Genomic DNA, 18,170 nt, shown 5'->3' on the forward strand with positions numbered 1-18,170 from the left:
ATGCGGTCTCTTACTTCTTGGCCGGAGCATCCCCTGTGGCCGCTCCGTGAAGCTTGATTTCCACCTTTTCTTCCAGGCTTGCGTAGTACTCCTTGAGAATCTCCAAAACTTCGGGCCGAGAGAAATGCGGATCCAGTTCCCCACCCTCGGACAAGGTCTTGCGTACCATGGTGCCCGAAAGAATGAGACGGTCGGCTTTACCGTGCGGGCAGGTCCTCATGGAAGCCATGCCATCACACTTGAAGCACCAGAAGGTCCAATCGATCTTGAGCGGCTTGGTGATTAAGGCGTCTTGAGGGATTTCATCAAAAATCTTCTGAGCGTCAAACGGGCCGTAATAGTCACCCACACCCGCATGGTCACGCCCTACGATCAGATGGCTGCAGCCGTAATTTTGGCGAAACACGGCATGAAGCAAGGCTTCTCGAGGACCCCCATAACGCATTTCAGCCGGATAACCGCCCACCACGATGGTGTCTTTCACAAAGTAATTGTCCACCAGAGCGTCAATGGCTTTCTTGCGAACATCGGCGGGAATATCCCCGGCTTTGAGCTTTCCAAGAAGCTGGTGAATATAGACGCCGTCCATGACTTCCACGGCAATCTTGCAAAGATATTCATGGCTGCGGTGCATGGGGTTGCGAGTCTGAAACGCAGCCACTCGAGCCCAACCCTTTTCGTCAAAAATCCTGCGCGCTTCCGCCGGCGTTTGATAAGTACCTTTGAACACTTCCGGATAGAAGCTTTCACTCAAAACCTTCACGGGACCGGCCAGGTTGAATTCCTTTTGGGCCATAACCTTCGCGACCCCCGGATGCCCGGCCGCGTCCGTGGTCCAGAATACGGACTTGCATTCGTGTTCTTTATCAATGGTATATTTTTCCGTCACCTTCATGGTGCCCAGGATCTGGTCGTTTTCCACATCCCACAGGGCCACTTCCTCATTGGGAGCCAAGCTGTCGGCAAGGTCTTTGTCCGCGGAAAGGGTGATGGGAATAGGCCAGAAAGTGCCGTCCGCCATCTTGTATTCATCACAAACACCCTTCCAGTCGTCATAGCCCATGAAGCCCTCAAGAGGCGTGAAGGCACCGATGCCCAACATGACCAAGTCCGAAGCCTCCCGGCTCGTCATGGGGACCTTTTTCAGGGTCTTGGCTTTTTCCATTTCAGCTCTGCGAGCTTCACCTTCCAAAAGCAGGGGTTTGAGCTTTCTTTCTTTTCCATGGGGAGGAACCAACTTGGACATAATCCACTCTCCTCGTTTCGTTGTTAGCTCTACGCACCATCCGCAAGAGGCGGCATTCCAGCTTGTGCAATCCGGATCAATCGCATTATAAAGGGCAGCGTCACCATGTCAAGTGAAAAAAGACGCAAAGAGACAGACAGGCATTTTCTAGAGAATGATCGGTCTCTTAGCTTTTGGCGCCTTCCAGAGCCCCTTTGAGCTGGTCTCGTTCTTTTTTGGTCTCTGCCAAAGCCTTTTCCAGTCCAGGCCTTTCGGGGTGATTCGGGGGCAGGGACGCCAATTTTTTCTCAAGCTCTTCAAGGCGTTTCATGCATTGGTACAGCTCTTGGGCAACAGCTCGAATGCTCATGATCACTCCGCATCTTGAGTCCCCAAGAAAGCACGGAGACCCAGGTCAGCTTCTTTTGTTCATCAGCTTTTCATAGGCCAACAGAAAATCTTCCACCGCCGCGGGTGGAAGCCTCAGTTGGTAGCCCGTCCCTGAAGGAATTTGGTTTCGGCGCAGGGCTGGATTCAGTCGCTTCAAGACCTCCAGGGGAACACCGGTCCAAGCGGAAGCTTGGTTGAGCGACAAGGGGTGATGCACCCAAACGGTGGTGAAAGCCCATAATGGTTCATAATTGGGTTTTTCCAGCCCGTAGTCTTTAAAATTGTGAAGCACCTTGACGGCCGCCAAAACCTTGGGCACAAACTGCCGCGTCTGATAGGGCAGGGCCTTCATTCTGTAGAGCGTCCAAAAGTCCTCTGTACGATAGCGGCTCATGGCCTGACGCACCGCTCCGTCACCCACATTGTAGGCCGCCAAAGCCATTTCCCACGAACCGAACTGTTCGTAGAGGTCCATAAGATACACGGCCGCGGCTCGAGTGGATTTGATAGGATCGAAACGTTCATCCACCCAGCCGTCCACACGCAGACCGAGAGTGCGAGCCGTCCTTGGCATAAGTTGCCAGAACCCGGCGGCTCCAGCACCCGATCTCGCCTGGCCTCGAAAACGGCTTTCCACACAAACCACAGCCAAAAGATCGGAAGGCGCCCCCACCACATCCAGGATTTCCTTCATGATAGGAAGGTACATCCAGGCCCGCTCCAACATCAGTTGGAACCCATCGGGGTCACGCACCACATGCTTTTGCACGAAGGCCGAGATGCTGGGATGTTCTTGAAAGGTTATGGACTGTTCTTGCAAAAGCGCTGGGGAATCAAGAGGGAAGGCTGAAGGAGAGCGGCCTCGAGTTCCCGGTTTCACGGGAACAGCCGCTAGAAGAGAGTCTCCTGACGGAAGGCTTACCCTCTGGTCGACGCCGAGGATCCGTTCCAGTGGATCGACCGAACCCGCCATGGCTTTTGTGGTCGTGAAAGCCGGGACGGTCATGAAAAGCACCAGCACGATGGAGAGAAAAAGTGAAGGTTGAGTCCCTGCGCGCTCTTCCTGGGGCCGGTAAAACCCATGCCGAAGGATCGTCGCCATGATAACTCCTTGTTAAAGATCCTGCCAATGGCCTCGTGATCGCAGGCCGTTGGGTTACTGCAATCCTTTAGCCGCCAATGGGCTTTTGGGACAAACCGCGTGAAAGGACGTTTTCCAGGATTTGATCCCGAATTCCCTGATTCAGCTTTCAGGCCCGATCAGAAAAACCTTCTTTGTTCACAAATGTTCAAGGGCAATCTTTCCAGGAGTTTTTTCTGACGTATGCTTCCATTTCCGAGCAAAAACTTTTTTTCACTCCCTCTGGACCAAAATTTTTTTGTATACAGAGCCCTTTTCTGGCACTTCTTTTGATTAGAGAATTCCTGTGCGAAGGCTGGGCGGGAACGTTGAAAGGATGGGCATGGTTAAGAAAGCTGCGGTGGTGAGTCTAGGGTGCGCCAAGAATTTGGTGGACAGTGAGGTCCTGGCCGCTCAGATCCGTCATATGGGCTACGAGATCGTCGACGATGCTTTGCAGGCGGAACTCATTGTGGTCAACACTTGTGGTTTCTTGGAATCGGCGGTGCAAGAAGCGGTGGACCATATCCTGGAAATGTCGCGATGCAAGGAGGAAGGAGCCTGCGCGCATCTGGTGGCGGTCGGGTGCATGGTACAGCGTTACGGCCGTAAGCTCGTTGCCTTGCTTCCTGAAGTGGATCTTTTCCTCGGCACATCCTACTACCATCGATTTGCAGAGGTTTTCACCGAATTTCTTCGAAAAGGTTCACCCACAATTCTTCTGGATCGTCCCGGTTATTTTTATCATGGAGGAATTCAACGCCTGCCGTCCACACCGGCCCATTGGGCTTACGTGAAAATCGCTGAAGGTTGCAGCCATCGTTGTTCCTTTTGCCTGATTCCGGCTCTGCGCGGCCCGTGTCGCAGCCGCACCGTGGAGGACGTGGTTCAAGAGGTTCGTGATCTTGTGCAGGCCGGTGTGGTGGAAGTCAACCTGATTGCTCAGGACACCACCGCTTTTGGATCGGACCTCGGACAGTCCGGCGCTTTGTGCCGCCTTTTGGAAGCTCTCGAGGAAGTTTCGGGACTGCGATGGGTGCGCTTGTTGTACACGTCTCCTTTCGGTATCCACGATGAACTTTTGCGTACCATGGCCGGCAGTTCCAAGGTGGTTCCTTACCTGGACATTCCCTTTCAGCATTGTGTCCCAAGGATTCTGGAAGCCATGCATCGGCGTGAAAAATGTCTTCACCCCATGGATCTTATCGATCGAGTACGCACCCTGTTGCCCGAGGTGTCTCTAAGGACGTCGCTCATGGTGGGATTTCCCGGAGAAACCGAAGACGATTTTCGCGAACTTTGCCGATTTGTGGAGGCAGTACGATTTGACCATATGGGTGTTTTTGCTTTTTCCGCCGAAAAGGGCTGTCGAGCTTCCCGCCTTTCGAATCCTGTTCCCGAAGAGGTGAAGTTGGCCAGGCGGGATGCTCTCATGTCTCTTCAACAAGCCATATCACGAGCTAATCTTAAACGGCTGGTAGGGCGTCGTCTGCCGATCCTAGTGGAAGGGCTGCATTCGGAAACGGAATACTTGGCCGTCGGCCGGCTTCCCGGCCAAGCCCCTGAAGTGGACGGGTGTGTGCTGATTGTGGATGGAGAAGCCAAGGCCGGGGACATTGTGCTAGGAGAAATTCTTAAGGCTCACGCCTATGACTTGGAAGCCCGCCTTCTTCCTTCCTCGTCTCACGAACTCCAGAGGTTTCCGGAAATCTGAAGACCACAAGAACGTCCCCGGCAGCCTAAAGGCGGAAGAAAATTTTTTGACACCTTTAGGTTTTTTCGCTATGAACCGGGTCGTGTTTTTCGAAGCCGAAGCCTTGTGGACAGGCCGTCTTGTTAGGGCCTGTGAGGAGCGAAGCCGCTGTCGTGACTGTATCTGCCGTCCCCCATGCCATCCCCACCTCCACGAAAGGTGATCTACTCAAAGCTCGTATTTACGCGAGCATTCGTCCTGAATTGGAGCGCATTGAACAGGCCATTCGGCGGCATTTGAGTTCCAGTGTGCCGCTCATCGAGGTGGTAGGCCGATACATCATGGAGAGTGGGGGAAAACGCCTTCGTCCCCTTTTAATGGTACTATCTTCGAAGCTGTGCGGCTATGAAGGGGATAAGGACGCTGATCTTTCCGTGGTGTTTGAATTCCTTCATGCCGCCACCCTTTTGCATGACGATGTGGTGGACAATGCGGAAATACGACGCACAAAACCGGCCGCCAACACCCTTTGGGGCAATCCGGCGGTGGTTCTTGTGGGGGATTTTCTCTATTCCAAAGCCATCCTCATGACCGTCCTTTACAACAACCTACGCATCCTGGAAGTCCTTTCAGACACCACCACACGCATGGCCGAGGGTGAAGTCCTGCAGCTGATTCATTCCGATGACTTGGAAACCGATGAACCGTCCTACATGGAAGTCATCATTCGAAAGACGGCCGTGCTGATGAGTGCGGCTTGTCGTATCGGAGCCATTTTTGCCCAGGCTTCCACGGTTCAGGAAAAGGCTTTGAGCGATTACGGGCTTCATTTAGGCATTGCCTTTCAGCTTATTGACGACGCATTGGACTATGTGGGAACCGTCGGAGAATTGGGAAAACCCGTTGGGAACGACCTTCAGGAAGGCAAGGCCACACTTCCTTTGATTTACGCCATGGCCCAGGCCGATGCGGCTCGCCGCGACCTGATTCGAAAGGTCTTCACGGCGGAACACCAATCAATGCAGGAGATCCAGACCGTTCAGCGTCTGGTTCAGGAATTGGGCGGTGTGGATTACACGGTGCAACGCGCCGCTGAACACGTGGCCATGGCCAAGCAAAACCTCGATGCCTTCCCCCCCTGTCCCACCAAGTCTCTCCTGCAAGATATCGCCGACTACGTCCTTTGCCGGCGTTCCTAGCAGCTCTTATCAGAGCATGCACCAGTCTTTTCAGGGTTTGCCGCACGCCTCGAGACCCTCAGTGGGCTGTCCGAGAACAGATTTTTCCGTGCAACCACGGGCGTCCTGCCCGCATCATGACCGGGCCGGAGGCCGGCCCTCTCACGAAAAGACATAGTTCGGGGCTGTCAGGGCGAGGTAATGCCTCGCCCCTACCATAAAACGGCATTCGATGCCACCCGCTGCACCGGTGTCGTGGCCGGCCCGATTCGGCCGCCTCGTCCTTACTTTTGGCATGGCTTTCGATGTAACGCTCACTATGCCTTGTCGGGCAAGCTTTTCGTGTCGGACGTCGGTGCTTGCCCTGGAATGCTCGCTCGTGTTAAACGGATCGCGTGTTTCGGCGAAAAAGCTTTGCCGAAAGCAAGATGGCTCGAGGGTCTTTTTCAGGAGAAGGCGCCTTTGTATAAGGTCGAGTCTTTACCCCAACATCCTCCCATGTACCCGCTTTTTCTCTCGCTCAAAGATCGAGTGTGCCTGGTTGTGGGAGGCGGGGCGGTCGGGGAAAGAAAGGTGCGAAAACTCTTGGCACACGGCGCCCTTGTGCGCCTCGTTGCTCGGGAACTCACCCCATGGTTGACGGATGCCAAGAACCGCCGCCTGCTTTCTTACCTCGGACCCGACTATGATCCGCAACAGTTGGACGGAGTCGATCTGGTTTTTGCGGCCACCAGTGACGAGGATCTCAACCGCCGTCTTGCCGAGGAGGCTCGAAACCGCCGTGTGTGGTGTAACATGGCTACGGCACCTCATCTGGGCACCTGCGTTGTGCCAGCATCCTTTCGACGTGGCCCCTTGACCATCGCAGTAGCCACGGAAGGCTTGAGTCCTGCCGTTGCTCGAAGGGTTCGTGAAAAGCTCGAGGAACAGTTCGGTCCTGAATGGGAACCCTGTCTACGGTTCCTGGGAGAATTGCGCCGGCGCATTCAGGGCCAAAGCCGAAACAGCGCCGCCAACCAGGAACTGTTTCGCAAGATTGCGGAACTTCCGTTGACGGAATGGATTCGAACTCAAAGATTTTCCCAGATGATCGACGCCGTTTCCGAAGTTTGTCAGGGCATTGTCCCGCATGATCAAGTGGCATCTTTATGGAACAAGGCATGGAACACCTCCTGCTGATCCTTGCCGTATGCTGCTATTGTGTCGGCTCCGTGGGCTATTTCATTTTCCTTTTACGAAACGGGGAAAATGCGCATCGGGCCGCTCTGTTCGTCCTGGTGGCCGGAATGCTTTCGCATGGCGCCGCCATCGTGCTGCGCTCCCTAGAGGCAGGTCATTTGGCGGTCACCAGCCTCTCGGAAGCCCTTTCTTTTTTCTCATTCCTTCTGGTGGGAGCCTACCTGATCCTACAAAACCGTTTACGTTTACGTATTCTGGGAGCCTTTGTGGCCCCTTTGGCCGCAGCTTTCATGTTCGCTTCGGCCATCTTGCCTTCCCACATGATTTCCGACTCACCCCTTATGAAAAGCGCGTGGGTGTGGATTCATGTGAGCACGCTATTCGCCGCTAACGCCTTGTTTGCTGTGGCTTTTGCAGCCGGGGTGCTCTACCTTTACCAGGAACGGACGATTAAGAAAAAAAAGCGCGGGCCCTTTTCCGATCGCTTACCCGCCTTGGAACGGTTGGATAGGGTCAATCACGTGTGCCTGCTCACGGGATTTCCTCTAATGACAGTAGGTCTTTTGGCTGGGTTTCTCTATGCCAGCACCGTCTGGAAATCCCCATGGAATTGGGACCCTAAGGAAATTTTTGCTTTGATGACTTGGCTCATCTACGCCGTCCTGCTTCATGAGCGCCTCGCCGTAGGTTGGCGCGGTCGCAAGGCGGCCTGGTTGGCAATCTTTGGATTTTCCTTTGTTTTGCTGACTTTTTTGGGGGTTAACCTTTTTCTTAAAGGGCATCATACCCTGTTTTCCTCACAATGAGGATGTGGCCATGGATATCTATCTGGTCGGAATGAACCACAAGACAGCTCCTGTCGAAATCCGGGAACGCATCGCCCAGGTCTGTCGTCTGACCGCCAGCCCTTTGGAGCATCGACCTCACTGTCGGGCTGTGGAAGAAATGTTCTTTTTGTCAACATGTAACCGAGTGGAGTTCCTTTTTACGACGCACAACGGCTCCGACGGAATCGAAGAAATCACAGACATCATGGTCCGGTTGGTGGGCCTTCCCAAAGAGATGGTCCTCAAGCACCTCTACGTGCACAAGAACCTGGAAGCGGTACGGCATCTTTTTCGAGTGGCTTCCAGCTTGGATTCCATGGTCGTGGGTGAACCTCAGATTTTAGGTCAGATCAAGGAAGCCTATCGAGAAGCCACTCATTACAGAACAGTGGGTGTGGTGTTGAACCGGCTGCTGCACAAGACCTTTTCCGTGGCCAAACGCGTGCGCACGGAAACCAATATCGGTTGTCACGCCGTGTCCGTGAGCTACGCCGCTGTGGAACTGGCCAAGAAAATCTTTGGACAACTCCAGGGAAAACGGGTCATGCTGCTTGGGGCCGGCGAAATGGCGGAACTGGCCGCGGCACATTTTCGAGCGCACGGGGTTCGGGACATGGTGGTGGTCAATCGCACTCTGGAACGTGCTGTGGAGTTGGCTCGACGCTTCCAGGCCCAAACGATTCCGTTCGCTCATTTTTTGGACGCCTTGCTGGACGTGGACATCGTTCTGTGTTCCACAGCCGCCGCCCAACCCATTCTCTATGCCGATGACCTTAAACCTCGCATGCGTAAGCGCAAAAACCGCCCCTTGTTTTTCATCGATATCGCCATGCCCCGTAATGTGGATCCCAAGGTAAACGATCTGGACAATGTGTATCTCTACGATATCGACGATTTAAAGGGCATCGTGGACCTCAATCTTTCCGAAAGGCGTCACGAAGCGGAAAAGGCCCAGCTCATCATCGACACAGAAACTCTGCAGTTTCACCAATGGCTTCAAACACTGGATGTGGTGCCGACCATCATCGCTTTGCGTCGCAAGGCGGAAGAAATTCGACAAACGGAACTGCGCAAAACCCTTTCCCAACTTCCCGGATTGGGTGATAAGGAAAAGGAAGCCATCGGAGTGCTGACGGAGTCGATCATCAAGAAACTTCTGCACGACCCGATTATTTTCTTAAAGAAAAAATCGGTGAGGGATTCCAAGAACATGTACGTCAATTTCACGCAGCAACTCTTCAACCTTGACAGGGAAGAGACGCCCGTAAGCTCGCTTGACTGCACCGATGGGTAATGTTAACGATTCCTGCCGTCATCCTGCTCGGAGATGCAATGGGTCGGAATGACAGCGAGAAAGACGAGGGGGGCTATGGCGGAAATCATTGATTTCGGCAAGCGATGCGAAGGCTCCAGGGCCGAAAAGGATGCCGAAACCCGCCGTCGCAAGGTGGAGGCCCTGCGCAGTCTTTTCCAATGCAGTCGATGTGCTTTCAAGTGCGCGAAGTGCGGCACCCAACTGGACCCAGTGGAACGGTCGGGTGAAAGGTATGCCAGCCCGTATCCTTTTTGCAGGCATTGTTATGAAGAGTATCAGGAATACCGAAAAAGAGTGGACCATCCGGAGAGCCCCGCCGCCCATTACTGGCATAACGCTCTGTGGATGAAGGTCTGGGAAAGTTGGCTGGAACATCAACGTCGGCTTGACGAGTATCGGCGGTCTAAAGAATTTCTTCAATTGGTCCAAGAGGTGGAGCAACTTTTGGGAACTTAACCTCGAGGAAGGAGCCTTTTCATGATTGGTGGCATCGGCATGCCCGAATTGTTGGTCATTTTGGTGATCGTGCTCATTATCTTTGGAGCCGGAAAACTGCCTGAAATCGGTGCCGGACTCGGCAAGGGCATACGAAACTTCAAGAAAGCGACTCAGGAAGAACCTGAAATTACGGAAAAGAAAACGGAAAAGATCGAAGCTTCCACCGGCGGGTCTGAAAAACCCAGCAGCTGATTTTCGATCAAAAACTTCGAGAAACAGAAGAATTTGCAGCGGCACTCGAAGAATCCCTGCTATGTCGTCTTGATGTGCCAACACCCATGGGAGACCTGTGGAGGATTGTTTCTTTGCAGGATCCTGGATCTCCTGGTTACGAAGGCTTCCATCCCCGATAGGGGTCAAGGCACACTCCATGCGCAAGATCCTGCAGGGGCGCACCGGTGTGTGCGCCTCAAACCCGGGCCCCCATGGCATGTTTTGGGGCGGACACATGGCTCCGCCCCACAAGGTTTGTGACGAGGAAGGGGGAACGGGACCGCCCAATAGCAAAGAGGATCTTTGGCACGAGACCTCCCCTCGGCAGGGAGTTGAAGCTCTTTCACGGAGAGAGGTGAACCACCCCCCTCGAAGAAGGTTTAAAAAGGAAAATCATCCCCTTTGTTGCGAGGTTCAGGCATTTCCGGAAGAGAATCCGGAAAAGTTTCTTCGGGCTTTAGAGCCGGGGCGGGACCTCGTCGAAAAACCTCCTGGCTGGTTTCAGCCTGAACCGAAGCCTCTCGTCCGCTGTCCAGAAATCCCACATCCGTCGCATGAATTTCCGTTGTGGACCTTCGCGTACCCTGCGCATCTTCCCATTGATTGGTGCGAAGACGCCCCTCCACATACACCAATCGACCTTTGGAAAGGTAATTGGAACAGTTTTCGGCCAACTTGCCGAACACCACAATGCGATGCCACTCGGTGCGATCTTCCCAATTGCCTTCGCCTACAGGAACTCTTTCATTGGTTGCCAGACTGAAACGCACCACCGGCAAACCCGTCTGGCTGTAACGCACGTCCGGATCGCCACCCAAGCGCCCGATCAGGATGACTTTGTTCAATGTCCGTGCCATGCTTTCCCTCGCTTTTCCAGGTTCTAAGGCCGTCGCCTCGTTGCCATGGTTCTCTTTTAAGTGAAACGCGCATCCTTCTTTGCTTATAGCACGGAGGCTTTTTCCACAACAAGTCCGGTGTCGGGCCCTTTTGAAGGAAGTTGACTCTGGTGAGGAATACCTTTAGACTGCCCGGCGCTTCAGGATTTTAATGCCTTTTTCCCTATAGTTAAACCGAGGTGTTCTCATGAGGTGGGTTAGAACCGCCACATTTTATGCCATGCTTCTGGTCTCCACCGTCGTTTTGGGTCTTGCAGCCATTGGCATCGTGTTGCTGACCCGCCGCAGTGATTGGGCCCATTTGTGCGGCCGCCTCTGGGGTAATCTTAATTTATGGGCGGCTGGCGTGACTGTGGAGGTCCACGGCCAGGAACATCTGGATCCTCAAAAACCCGTGGTCTATGCCGCCAATCATCAGAGTTGGTTCGACATCTTTGCCATACTCGGCAAATTGCCGGTTCAGTTTCGATGGCTGGCCAAGGAAGAACTCTTTCGTATACCCATCTTTGGCCATGCCATGCGTCTCATCGGCTACGTGCCCATCGATCGATCCGACCGCAAAAAGGCTTTTCAAAGCTTGGAGGAAGCCTCCCGTCGAGTTCGAGAAGGAACCTCCATCGTCATCTTTCCAGAAGGCACTCGAAGCCGCGACGGTGTTCTTCAACCCTTCAAGAAAGGGGGTATCATTTTGGCCATTCAGTCCGGGCAACCCATAGTGCCCATTGCCTTGAGCGGGTCCTATAAGATTTTACCTAAAGGAGCCCGCCTGGTTCGACCCGGGCGTCTTCGCATGACCATTTGCGAACCTATCGAGACGGCCAAGATGACCATGGAGGACCGGGATCGAGTGATTGAAAAGGTTCGCGAAGCCATTCGGCGCCACCTCACTGAAAGGGAAGGAGGGAACCTGAACGCCGAGTCCCCAGCCGTGCAGGTTCGCTCTGCAGCTCTATGACCATGAATCATTCCGAAAAACCAGCTTTACGCCTGATTCCTCTCGGAGGCTGTGGTGAAATCGGCCTTAATATGATGGTGATCGAATACGGCGAAACCATTGTGGTGGTGGATGCCGGCCTGATGTTTCCCGAAGAGGAAATGTTAGGGATCGACATTGTTATTCCCGATTTTTCGTACCTTCGTCAAAACAAGGATAAGGTTCGCGCTTTGGTGGTCACTCATGGGCATGAGGATCATATCGGGGCGATACCTTTCTTCATTCGTGAATTTCCCGTTCCCATTTACGGTACAGCGCTCACGCTTGCTCTAGTAGAAGAAAAACTTCGAGAACACAGACTGCTGGACCGCACGGTGCTGCATCGCACTCAAGCGCGGGAAAAGATAGACTTGGGGCCTTTACGCATTGAGTTTATTCAGGTCTGTCACAGCATTCCAGACGGTGTGGGCTTGGCTGTGGAAAGTCCTGAGGGTATCATCGTTCATTCCGGGGATTTCAAGATCGACCATACGCCTCTGGACGGCAGAAGGTTTGATACGGCCCGATTTGCCGCCTATGGAGAACGAGGTGTTCTGGCCCTTCTTTCGGATTCCACCAATGTGGAAAAAGAAGGTTACACCCTGTCAGAAAGGGACATCGGGCACACTTTTCGAGAAATTTTCAGGGAATGTTCCGGTCGCATCATCGTGGCGGTTTTTGCCAGTAACATTCATCGAATTCAGCAGGTGCTGGATCTGGCGGCGGAATTCGGCCGAAAGGTTTTTTTCAGCGGCAAGTCCATGGTCGCCAATGTGCGCATCGCTTCCCAGTTGGGCTACCTCCATTTTGATCCGGACCTTGAAACCACTCTGGTGGAACTGCAGCATCTGCCCGACAACAAGGTGCTCATGCTGACCACCGGCAGTCAGGGAGAACCCATGAGCGCCCTGACCCGCATGGCTTTCAACGTGCACAAGAAATTGTCCATCAAGCCGGGAGACACCGTGGTTTTTTCCTCCAAGTTCATCCCGGGAAACGAACGAGCCATTCACAACATCATCAATCATCTGTACCGTCACGGGGCTCAAGTCATTTACGATCAGGTTAAGGAAATTCACGTCTCAGGACATGCCTACCGTGAAGAACTCAAGACCATGATCAATCTGGTGCGGCCCAGTTATTTCATTCCGATCCACGGGGAATATCGCCACCTGGTGCAGCACAAACAACTGGCCCAAAGATTGGGGATTTTGGAGGATCACTGTCTGGTGGTGGAAAACGGGGACGTTGTTTCCTTTAAAGAAGGTGCCGCTTCAGTCCACAAGCGCATTGAAACGGGAAGGGTTTTTGTGGACGGTAAAGGTGTCGGCGATGTCTGCGACTTGGTGCTTCGAGACCGAAAACACCTTTCGGAGGACGGCATGGTCCTGGTCTCTTTGGTGATCAGCAAAGAGACTCGCGAGATTCTCAGTGGTCCGGAAGTGGTCAGTCGCGGATTTATTCTGGAAGAGACAAAACCAGAGATTCTCGACAGCGCACGCTGCCTCATTTTGGACGTTCTCGAGCGGTTTCAGGCCGAGGGAGAGATGATGGACTGCGGAGATTTTCAATTGGAGATTCGGCGGGAGCTTAAAAAATTCTTTCAAAAGGTTCTGGAAAGGCGACCGTTCATCCATCCCATGGTGGTGGAGGTCTAAAGGGGGCGTTGCGTGGAACGCAAGAAACACGAAGCTTGGGCCCTGGCCGTGCTCACGGTCAGCATTCTCATCGCTGCAAGCCTTGTTTCTTATCAGAGCACCGATCCCACCTTTTTTGGGTCTTCGCCCTCGGGACGCCCCACCATGAACCGGGTGGGTGTGCTGGGCGCTCATGTCTCCTGGCTTTTGTTCTTTCTGGTCGGCATCGTGGCCTATGTCGTACCTGTTCTAGGTGTGTGGTGGAGCTGGCGCCTGCTTCGAGGTCTTCCCGTCTTCGCCTACGGCCGTATGCAACTTCCAGGTCTGTTTTTGATGCTCTGGGCCGCCATGAGCCTGGCGGCCTTTTCAGGCCCCACAATATCGATTTTCGGTCACGAGATTCCAGCAGGTGGAACACTGGGAAGTCTTTCGGCTTCCTTTTTGGCCGCACGATTAAACAGCCTGGGAGCCTACGTTCTTTTAGGAGGTGTTTTTCTCATGGGGACGGTTATGGCCACGCCCTTCACTTTAAGATCTTTAGGCCGAATGCTGCTGGTCGTTCCCCGCGCCATTTTGTCTGTGCTTACCAAGGCGTTAACGTCTCGTCCCGCCACCCGTTCAACTGCAAGGATCGAAAAGCCCACGGTAGAGCCTAAGACGCAGCCCTCGGCGCGTCGCCCTAAATCTTCGGCTGTTTCAGAACGCAAAGTCAAGGATGCGGCTGAAATGGGCAGCTTCATGCCCATCGCCGATGAAGCGCCAAAGGCATCGACTCAGGACAAGTCTTTCATCCCGTCGTCTCGAATCAGCCCAAATCTTCCTTTGCCTCCTGTAGATCTCCTAGATTTTTACGCAGAGGAAGAAGCCTCCCCGAATCCCGAACTCTTGCAGCAAAAGGCGCGTACCCTGGAAGAAAAGCTGGCGGATTTCGGTGTTCAAGGCCAGGTGGTGGGCATCAATCCGGGACCGGTCATCACCATGTATGAATACAGCCCGGCACCAGGAATCAAGATCAGCCGCATTGTGGGACTGGCCGATGACCTGTCCATGGCTCTCAAAGCCGCCAGTGTTCGCGTGGTGGCCCCGATCCCTGGTAAGGCCGCCATCGGCATTGAAATTCCCAATGAAAAAAGAGCCATGGTGTCTTTGCGTTCCATTATTGAATCCAAGGCCTTCGCCGCCTCCACGTCTCCCTTGACCATCGCCTTGGGCAAGGACATCACCGGAAACCCAGTGATCACCCAATTGACCCGTATGCCTCATCTGCTCATCGCCGGAGCCACCGGCACAGGAAAGTCCGTCTGCATCAATGCGATTCTGCTGAGCCTTCTTTATCGCAACACACCAGAGAGCTTGAGATTTCTCTTGATCGATCCTAAACGGATTGAATTGAGCACCTACGAAAACATTCCGCACCTGCTTCATCCTGTGGTCACGGAACCTAAGATGGCAACGCGAGCCCTACGTTGGGCCGTTCAAGAAATGGAACTGCGCTATAAACTTTTGGCCGACAAGAACGTGCGCAACATCGAATCCTACAATCGCGTTCTCAGCAAAGAAGATTCCCGCAAATCCCCGCAAACGTCTCCTCGAGAAACAGCCAACGGCACGGTCTTGGATCATCACACCTTGCCCTATATCGTGCTCATCATCGATGAACTGGCGGACCTTATGATGGTTGCTTCCCGAGAAGTGGAAGAATCTATCACGCGATTGGCCCAGATGGCTCGAGCGGCAGGCATTCACCTGATACTGGCCACCCAAAGGCCATCGGTGGATGTTCTAACCGGGATCATCAAAGCCAATATTCCCACGCGTATCTCCTTTCAGGTGTCGTCCAAAGTGGATTCTCGGACCGTCTTGGACACCAATGGCGCAGAAACTCTGCTGGGCGCAGGCGACATGCTGTTCCTGCCTCCGGGCACAGGAAAACTGCAGCGCATTCAAGGGGCTTTTGTCTCAGATGCAGAAGTGCAACGTGTCACCGATTTTTGGCGGGAACGCCAACCCGAGACGGATCCGATTGCAGGAAGAGTTTCTTTTGCGGAGAAGGAAAATGTCTCCGAAACAGCCGATGAGGACATGGATGAAAAGTATCAAGAAGCCGTTCGCCTTGTGGTGGAAACACGTCAAGCTTCCATTTCCATGATTCAAAGGCGGCTGCGCATCGGGTACAACAGAGCTGCGCGCATGATTGAAATCATGGAACAACAGGGCATCGTGAGCCCTTCCGATGGAAGCAAACCTCGAGAGGTTCTGGTTTCCAAGGACTCTTTGAACTCATAAAAAAGAAAAGGATACTCCGTGATGGTGACAACTTTTGGCAAAGGCCTGGCATTTTTCCTGCTGGGAATCTTGACCGCCGCTCAAGGTTTTTCGCCTGAATTTTCGGAAGCCGGTCAGGCCGCGGAGATCAGTGTCCCTGAAATTCTTTCCAAGATGGAAAACACGTACAGGACCCTATCGGCCTATACGGCCGATTTTACGCAATGGACCACATCGGTGGCGAGTTCAGGAGCCACCACGAAAGCTCACGGGGTTTTTTACTATCAAAAACCTTACCGCATGCGCTGGGAATACGAAGCGCCAGATCGTCAGATCTTTGTCGCCTTTAAGGACACAGCTTGGCTGTATATTCCTGAAGACCGCCAAATATCCCTGTTGGAAATGAAAGAACTGCTGCAATCCCCTGTGATGCGCACTTTCTTTGAGGGCGTGGTCCAACTGAAAGAAAATTTTCAGGCGACTCTGGACGCAGCCTCGGCCTCGGAAGAGACCGCCGTGTTACGCCTGACCCCCAAACAGGAAGATCCCAATGTAAGGGATCTGCGCGTCTGGGTGGACACCACCGCATACACTATCACTGAAATCGAAGCCCATGATGCCTTGGGCAACATCAATCGCATTCAATTTCACAATCAGAAATACGTTCCCAACCTGCCCAAGGAACTTTTTGCTTTTAATCCGGATGAGACCGTCGTTGTCTTGGATCCGTCCGGAAGAAAACTGCATCCCGAAGAGATCGGCGCCATCAAGCGTCGACTTGGAGATTAAAAGCGGAGAAACCCATGTCCTTGAATAATCCTTTGGTTCAAGAGATTTTGGCCTTGAAAAAGGAAAGAAACGCCATCCTTTTGGCGCACAATTATCAGCCCGGCGTCATTCAGGACATTGCCGACCTTACCGGGGACTCCCTGGAACTGAGTCGCAAAGCTCAGGAAACGGATGCCGACGTCATCGTTTTTTGCGGGGTGCATTTCATGGCGGAAACAGCCGCCATTCTCAACCCCGAAAAAATTGTTTTGCTCCCTAACCCGTCAGCCGGCTGTGCCATGGCGGACATGATTACGGCAGAGGATGTACGCCGAATTCGGCAAGAGTTTCCCGAAGTCCCCATTGTGACCTATGTCAATTCAACGGCGGAAGTGAAGGCAGAGAGCACGATCTGCTGCACGTCGGCCAATGTCACGCGCGTGGTGGCTTCCTTTTCCCAAGAAAAAGCCTTGTATTTCGTTCCCGACCAAAATTTGGCTCTTTATGCCGCCCGGTATACCGACAAGACGATCCATTTCTGGAAAGGCTACTGCCCTGTGCATCATCGGTTAACGGCCTCCATGGTTCAAGAGGCCAAAGCCGCCCACCCGGAGGCGCTCTTTCTCGCGCACCCGGAATGCCGGCCGGAAGTGCTGGATCTGGCCGATGAAATCACAAGCACATCAGGCATGTTACGTTATGTTCGCCAAAGTTCTCATGACACCTTTCTCATCGGCACAGAAACGGGTATTTTGCACCCTATGCGGCGGGATAACCCGACCAAAACCTTTTACCCCGTCTCCTCCCACATGGTATGTCCGGATATGAAAAAAACGTCCCTTGATGACATTCTTCGTAGCCTGAAAACTCTAAGCCCCCAGGTCCGTGTCCCGGAAGACATTCGTGTGAAAGCCCTGCAGGCCGTCGAACGCATGCTGCTCATTTGAGGTCGGTTCATGGGTGGAAGAACCGAGTCGTATCGGCCCATTGTTGCCGTTACCATGGGAGATCCTTCCGGGGTAGGGCCGGAAGTGATCGTCAAGGCTCTGCAACACCCATGGGTTCAGGAAAGATGTCTGCCTGTGATTATCGGGGATGTGACGGCACTTCAAAGGGCCATGGATCTTGTTAGAGCCGAGCTTCCTTTTAAGGTGATTCGCGAAGTTGGTCACATCACCCAAGACAAGCAGCCCGAAGATGTTTACATCCTGTGCCGAACGCCACTGTCCATTAGGGACATACCTTACGGCAACCCCTCAGCGGCGGCTTGCCGCGAAACCATCGGTTTCATTCGTACCGCCGTGCATCTGGCGCTGAACGGCGTCGTGGATGCCGTGGTCACAGGTCCTATTCATAAAGATGTCCTCCAGCGACAGGGATTTTCCTTTCCCGGGCATACGGAATTTCTTCAGCATCTTACGGGGGCTTCGCACGTAGTCATGATGCTTGCAGGCCCGAAACTGAAGGTGGCTCTAGCCACCATTCACTGTGCCTTGCGCGATGTTCCAAAACGCATCACACAGGAAAATCTTTTCCACACCCTGGAAGTCCTTACAAGTTCGCTCAAAAGGGATTTCGGTATTGCATGTCCCAAAGTGGCCGTCTCGGGTCTGAACCCGCACGCAGGAGAAGCGGGTCGGTTCGGGCGCGAGGAACTGGACGTCATCGCTCCAGCGGTGAACCAGTTTCGCCACTCCCATCCTTCATGCGACGTTTCGGGCCCTTACCCCCCTGACACGGTTTTTTTTCGAGCCTTTCAAGGTGAATTTGATGCGGTCTTGGCCTTGTACCATGACCAAGGGCTTATCCCTTTGAAACTGGTGCACTTCTACGAAGCCACCAATGTGACCTTGGGGCTTCCCATCGTAAGAACTTCCGTGGATCACGGCACGGGGTATGACATCGCCGGAAAAGGCATCGCCCACTGCGGAAGCCTTCTTTATGCCATGCAGACCGCCGTGACCATGGTTCGCCACCGAAAAAGCTGAGCGCA

The 18,170-nt window shown here is 53.5% G+C and carries 17 protein-coding genes; 13 read left to right on the top strand and 4 right to left on the bottom strand.

Features of this window, described 5'->3' with window-relative positions; translation table 11 throughout:
* Positions 1 to 10: 10 nt before the first annotated feature.
* The 3 genes from sat to WHS46_08600 all read right to left on the bottom strand — a co-directional run bounded on the left by sat (position 11) and on the right by WHS46_08600 (position 2,717).
* Positions 11 to 1,246: a sulfate adenylyltransferase gene (sat, locus tag WHS46_08590; GenBank protein MEJ5348730.1), complete on the bottom strand. Its 1,236-nt coding sequence runs from the start codon at positions 1,244 to 1,246 to the stop codon at positions 11 to 13.
* A 166-nt stretch (positions 1,247 to 1,412) separates the two neighbouring features.
* Positions 1,413 to 1,595 (bottom strand): hypothetical protein, encoded by a 183-nt coding sequence (locus WHS46_08595; GenBank protein ID MEJ5348731.1) that lies wholly within the window; start codon positions 1,593 to 1,595, stop codon positions 1,413 to 1,415.
* A gap of 45 nt (positions 1,596 to 1,640) precedes the next feature.
* Positions 1,641 to 2,717, bottom strand: coding sequence for a lytic transglycosylase domain-containing protein (locus tag WHS46_08600; protein MEJ5348732.1), 1,077 nt, complete (start codon positions 2,715 to 2,717; stop codon positions 1,641 to 1,643).
* A 361-nt stretch (positions 2,718 to 3,078) separates the two neighbouring features.
* On the opposite strand from WHS46_08600, the gene rimO reads away from it, so the two are divergent.
* The 7 genes from rimO (at position 3,079) to tatA (ending at position 9,617) form a co-directional block, all read left to right on the top strand.
* Positions 3,079 to 4,449 carry a 30S ribosomal protein S12 methylthiotransferase RimO gene (gene rimO / locus WHS46_08605; protein MEJ5348733.1) on the top strand — a complete coding sequence of 457 codons (1,371 nt, stop codon included), beginning with the start codon at positions 3,079 to 3,081 and terminating at the stop codon, positions 4,447 to 4,449.
* A 152-nt stretch (positions 4,450 to 4,601) separates the two neighbouring features.
* Positions 4,602 to 5,627, top strand: a complete 1,026-nt coding sequence (locus WHS46_08610; GenBank protein MEJ5348734.1) for a polyprenyl synthetase family protein — start codon at positions 4,602 to 4,604, stop codon at positions 5,625 to 5,627.
* A gap of 441 nt (positions 5,628 to 6,068) precedes the next feature.
* Entirely contained in the window at positions 6,069 to 6,785 is a 717-nt protein-coding gene (locus tag WHS46_08615; GenBank protein ID MEJ5348735.1) for a bifunctional precorrin-2 dehydrogenase/sirohydrochlorin ferrochelatase, read from the top strand.
* Complete coding sequence (gene ccsB, locus WHS46_08620) at positions 6,767 to 7,591, top strand: c-type cytochrome biogenesis protein CcsB (GenBank protein MEJ5348736.1); 825 nt, start codon at positions 6,767 to 6,769, stop codon at positions 7,589 to 7,591. The genes WHS46_08615 and ccsB overlap by 19 nt, the downstream gene beginning before the upstream one ends.
* 10 nt (positions 7,592 to 7,601) lie before the next feature.
* Positions 7,602 to 8,906 carry a glutamyl-tRNA reductase gene (hemA, locus tag WHS46_08625; protein MEJ5348737.1) on the top strand — a complete coding sequence of 435 codons (1,305 nt, stop codon included), beginning with the start codon at positions 7,602 to 7,604 and terminating at the stop codon, positions 8,904 to 8,906.
* A 75-nt stretch (positions 8,907 to 8,981) separates the two neighbouring features.
* Positions 8,982 to 9,383 (top strand): hypothetical protein, encoded by a 402-nt coding sequence (locus WHS46_08630; protein ID MEJ5348738.1) that lies wholly within the window; start codon positions 8,982 to 8,984, stop codon positions 9,381 to 9,383.
* A 21-nt stretch (positions 9,384 to 9,404) separates the two neighbouring features.
* Positions 9,405 to 9,617 carry a twin-arginine translocase TatA/TatE family subunit gene (tatA, locus tag WHS46_08635; GenBank protein MEJ5348739.1) on the top strand — a complete coding sequence of 71 codons (213 nt, stop codon included), beginning with the start codon at positions 9,405 to 9,407 and terminating at the stop codon, positions 9,615 to 9,617.
* 401 nt (positions 9,618 to 10,018) lie between these two features.
* On the opposite strand, the gene WHS46_08640 is transcribed toward tatA, so the two are convergent.
* Positions 10,019 to 10,495, bottom strand: a complete 477-nt coding sequence (locus WHS46_08640) for a single-stranded DNA-binding protein (protein MEJ5348740.1) — start codon at positions 10,493 to 10,495, stop codon at positions 10,019 to 10,021.
* A gap of 226 nt (positions 10,496 to 10,721) precedes the next feature.
* Here WHS46_08640 and WHS46_08645 point away from each other — a divergent pair, with 226 nt between their 5' ends.
* From WHS46_08645 to pdxA, 6 genes are read left to right on the top strand one after another with little or no spacing between them, the layout of a single operon-like run.
* Complete coding sequence (locus WHS46_08645; protein MEJ5348741.1) at positions 10,722 to 11,489, top strand: lysophospholipid acyltransferase family protein; 768 nt, start codon at positions 10,722 to 10,724, stop codon at positions 11,487 to 11,489.
* Between the two features lie 2 nt (positions 11,490 to 11,491).
* On the top strand, positions 11,492 to 13,165 hold the full coding sequence (locus WHS46_08650) for a ribonuclease J (GenBank protein ID MEJ5348742.1): 1,674 nt from the start codon (positions 11,492 to 11,494) through the stop codon (positions 13,163 to 13,165).
* A 12-nt stretch (positions 13,166 to 13,177) separates the two neighbouring features.
* Entirely contained in the window at positions 13,178 to 15,430 is a 2,253-nt protein-coding gene (locus WHS46_08655) for a DNA translocase FtsK (GenBank protein ID MEJ5348743.1), read from the top strand.
* A gap of 21 nt (positions 15,431 to 15,451) precedes the next feature.
* The gene (locus WHS46_08660; protein MEJ5348744.1) at positions 15,452 to 16,198 is read left to right on the top strand and encodes an outer membrane lipoprotein carrier protein LolA; all 747 of its coding nucleotides are present in this window, start codon (positions 15,452 to 15,454) and stop codon (positions 16,196 to 16,198) included.
* A 14-nt stretch (positions 16,199 to 16,212) separates the two neighbouring features.
* The gene (gene nadA / locus WHS46_08665) at positions 16,213 to 17,124 is read left to right on the top strand and encodes a quinolinate synthase NadA (GenBank protein MEJ5348745.1); all 912 of its coding nucleotides are present in this window, start codon (positions 16,213 to 16,215) and stop codon (positions 17,122 to 17,124) included.
* Positions 17,125 to 17,133: 9 nt separating this feature from the next.
* Entirely contained in the window at positions 17,134 to 18,165 is a 1,032-nt protein-coding gene (gene pdxA, locus WHS46_08670; protein MEJ5348746.1) for a 4-hydroxythreonine-4-phosphate dehydrogenase PdxA, read from the top strand.
* Positions 18,166 to 18,170 lie beyond the last annotated feature (5 nt).

This window comes from Desulfosoma sp., from assembly GCA_037481875.1.
In the GTDB taxonomy this organism is placed as follows: domain Bacteria; phylum Desulfobacterota; class Syntrophobacteria; order Syntrophobacterales; family DSM-9756; genus Desulfosoma.

Bases quoted from the DNA above. Each gene is read 5' to 3' on its own strand.
- sat (MEJ5348730.1), bottom strand. From the start codon at position 1,246: ATGTCCAAGTTGGTTCCTCCCCATGGAAAAGAAAGAAAGCTCAAACCC.
- WHS46_08595 (MEJ5348731.1), bottom strand. From the start codon at position 1,595: ATGAGCATTCGAGCTGTTGCCCAAGAGCTGTACCAATGCATGAAACGC.
- WHS46_08600 (MEJ5348732.1), bottom strand. From the start codon at position 2,717: ATGGCGACGATCCTTCGGCATGGGTTTTACCGGCCCCAGGAAGAGCGC.
- rimO (MEJ5348733.1), top strand. From the start codon at position 3,079: ATGGTTAAGAAAGCTGCGGTGGTGAGTCTAGGGTGCGCCAAGAATTTG.
- ccsB (MEJ5348736.1), top strand. From the start codon at position 6,767: ATGGAACACCTCCTGCTGATCCTTGCCGTATGCTGCTATTGTGTCGGC.
- hemA (MEJ5348737.1), top strand. From the start codon at position 7,602: ATGGATATCTATCTGGTCGGAATGAACCACAAGACAGCTCCTGTCGAA.
- WHS46_08630 (MEJ5348738.1), top strand. From the start codon at position 8,982: ATGGCGGAAATCATTGATTTCGGCAAGCGATGCGAAGGCTCCAGGGCC.
- tatA (MEJ5348739.1), top strand. From the start codon at position 9,405: ATGATTGGTGGCATCGGCATGCCCGAATTGTTGGTCATTTTGGTGATC.
- WHS46_08640 (MEJ5348740.1), bottom strand. From the start codon at position 10,495: ATGGCACGGACATTGAACAAAGTCATCCTGATCGGGCGCTTGGGTGGC.
- WHS46_08645 (MEJ5348741.1), top strand. From the start codon at position 10,722: ATGAGGTGGGTTAGAACCGCCACATTTTATGCCATGCTTCTGGTCTCC.
- WHS46_08650 (MEJ5348742.1), top strand. From the start codon at position 11,492: ATGAATCATTCCGAAAAACCAGCTTTACGCCTGATTCCTCTCGGAGGC.
- WHS46_08660 (MEJ5348744.1), top strand. From the start codon at position 15,452: ATGGTGACAACTTTTGGCAAAGGCCTGGCATTTTTCCTGCTGGGAATC.
- nadA (MEJ5348745.1), top strand. From the start codon at position 16,213: ATGTCCTTGAATAATCCTTTGGTTCAAGAGATTTTGGCCTTGAAAAAG.
- pdxA (MEJ5348746.1), top strand. From the start codon at position 17,134: ATGGGTGGAAGAACCGAGTCGTATCGGCCCATTGTTGCCGTTACCATG.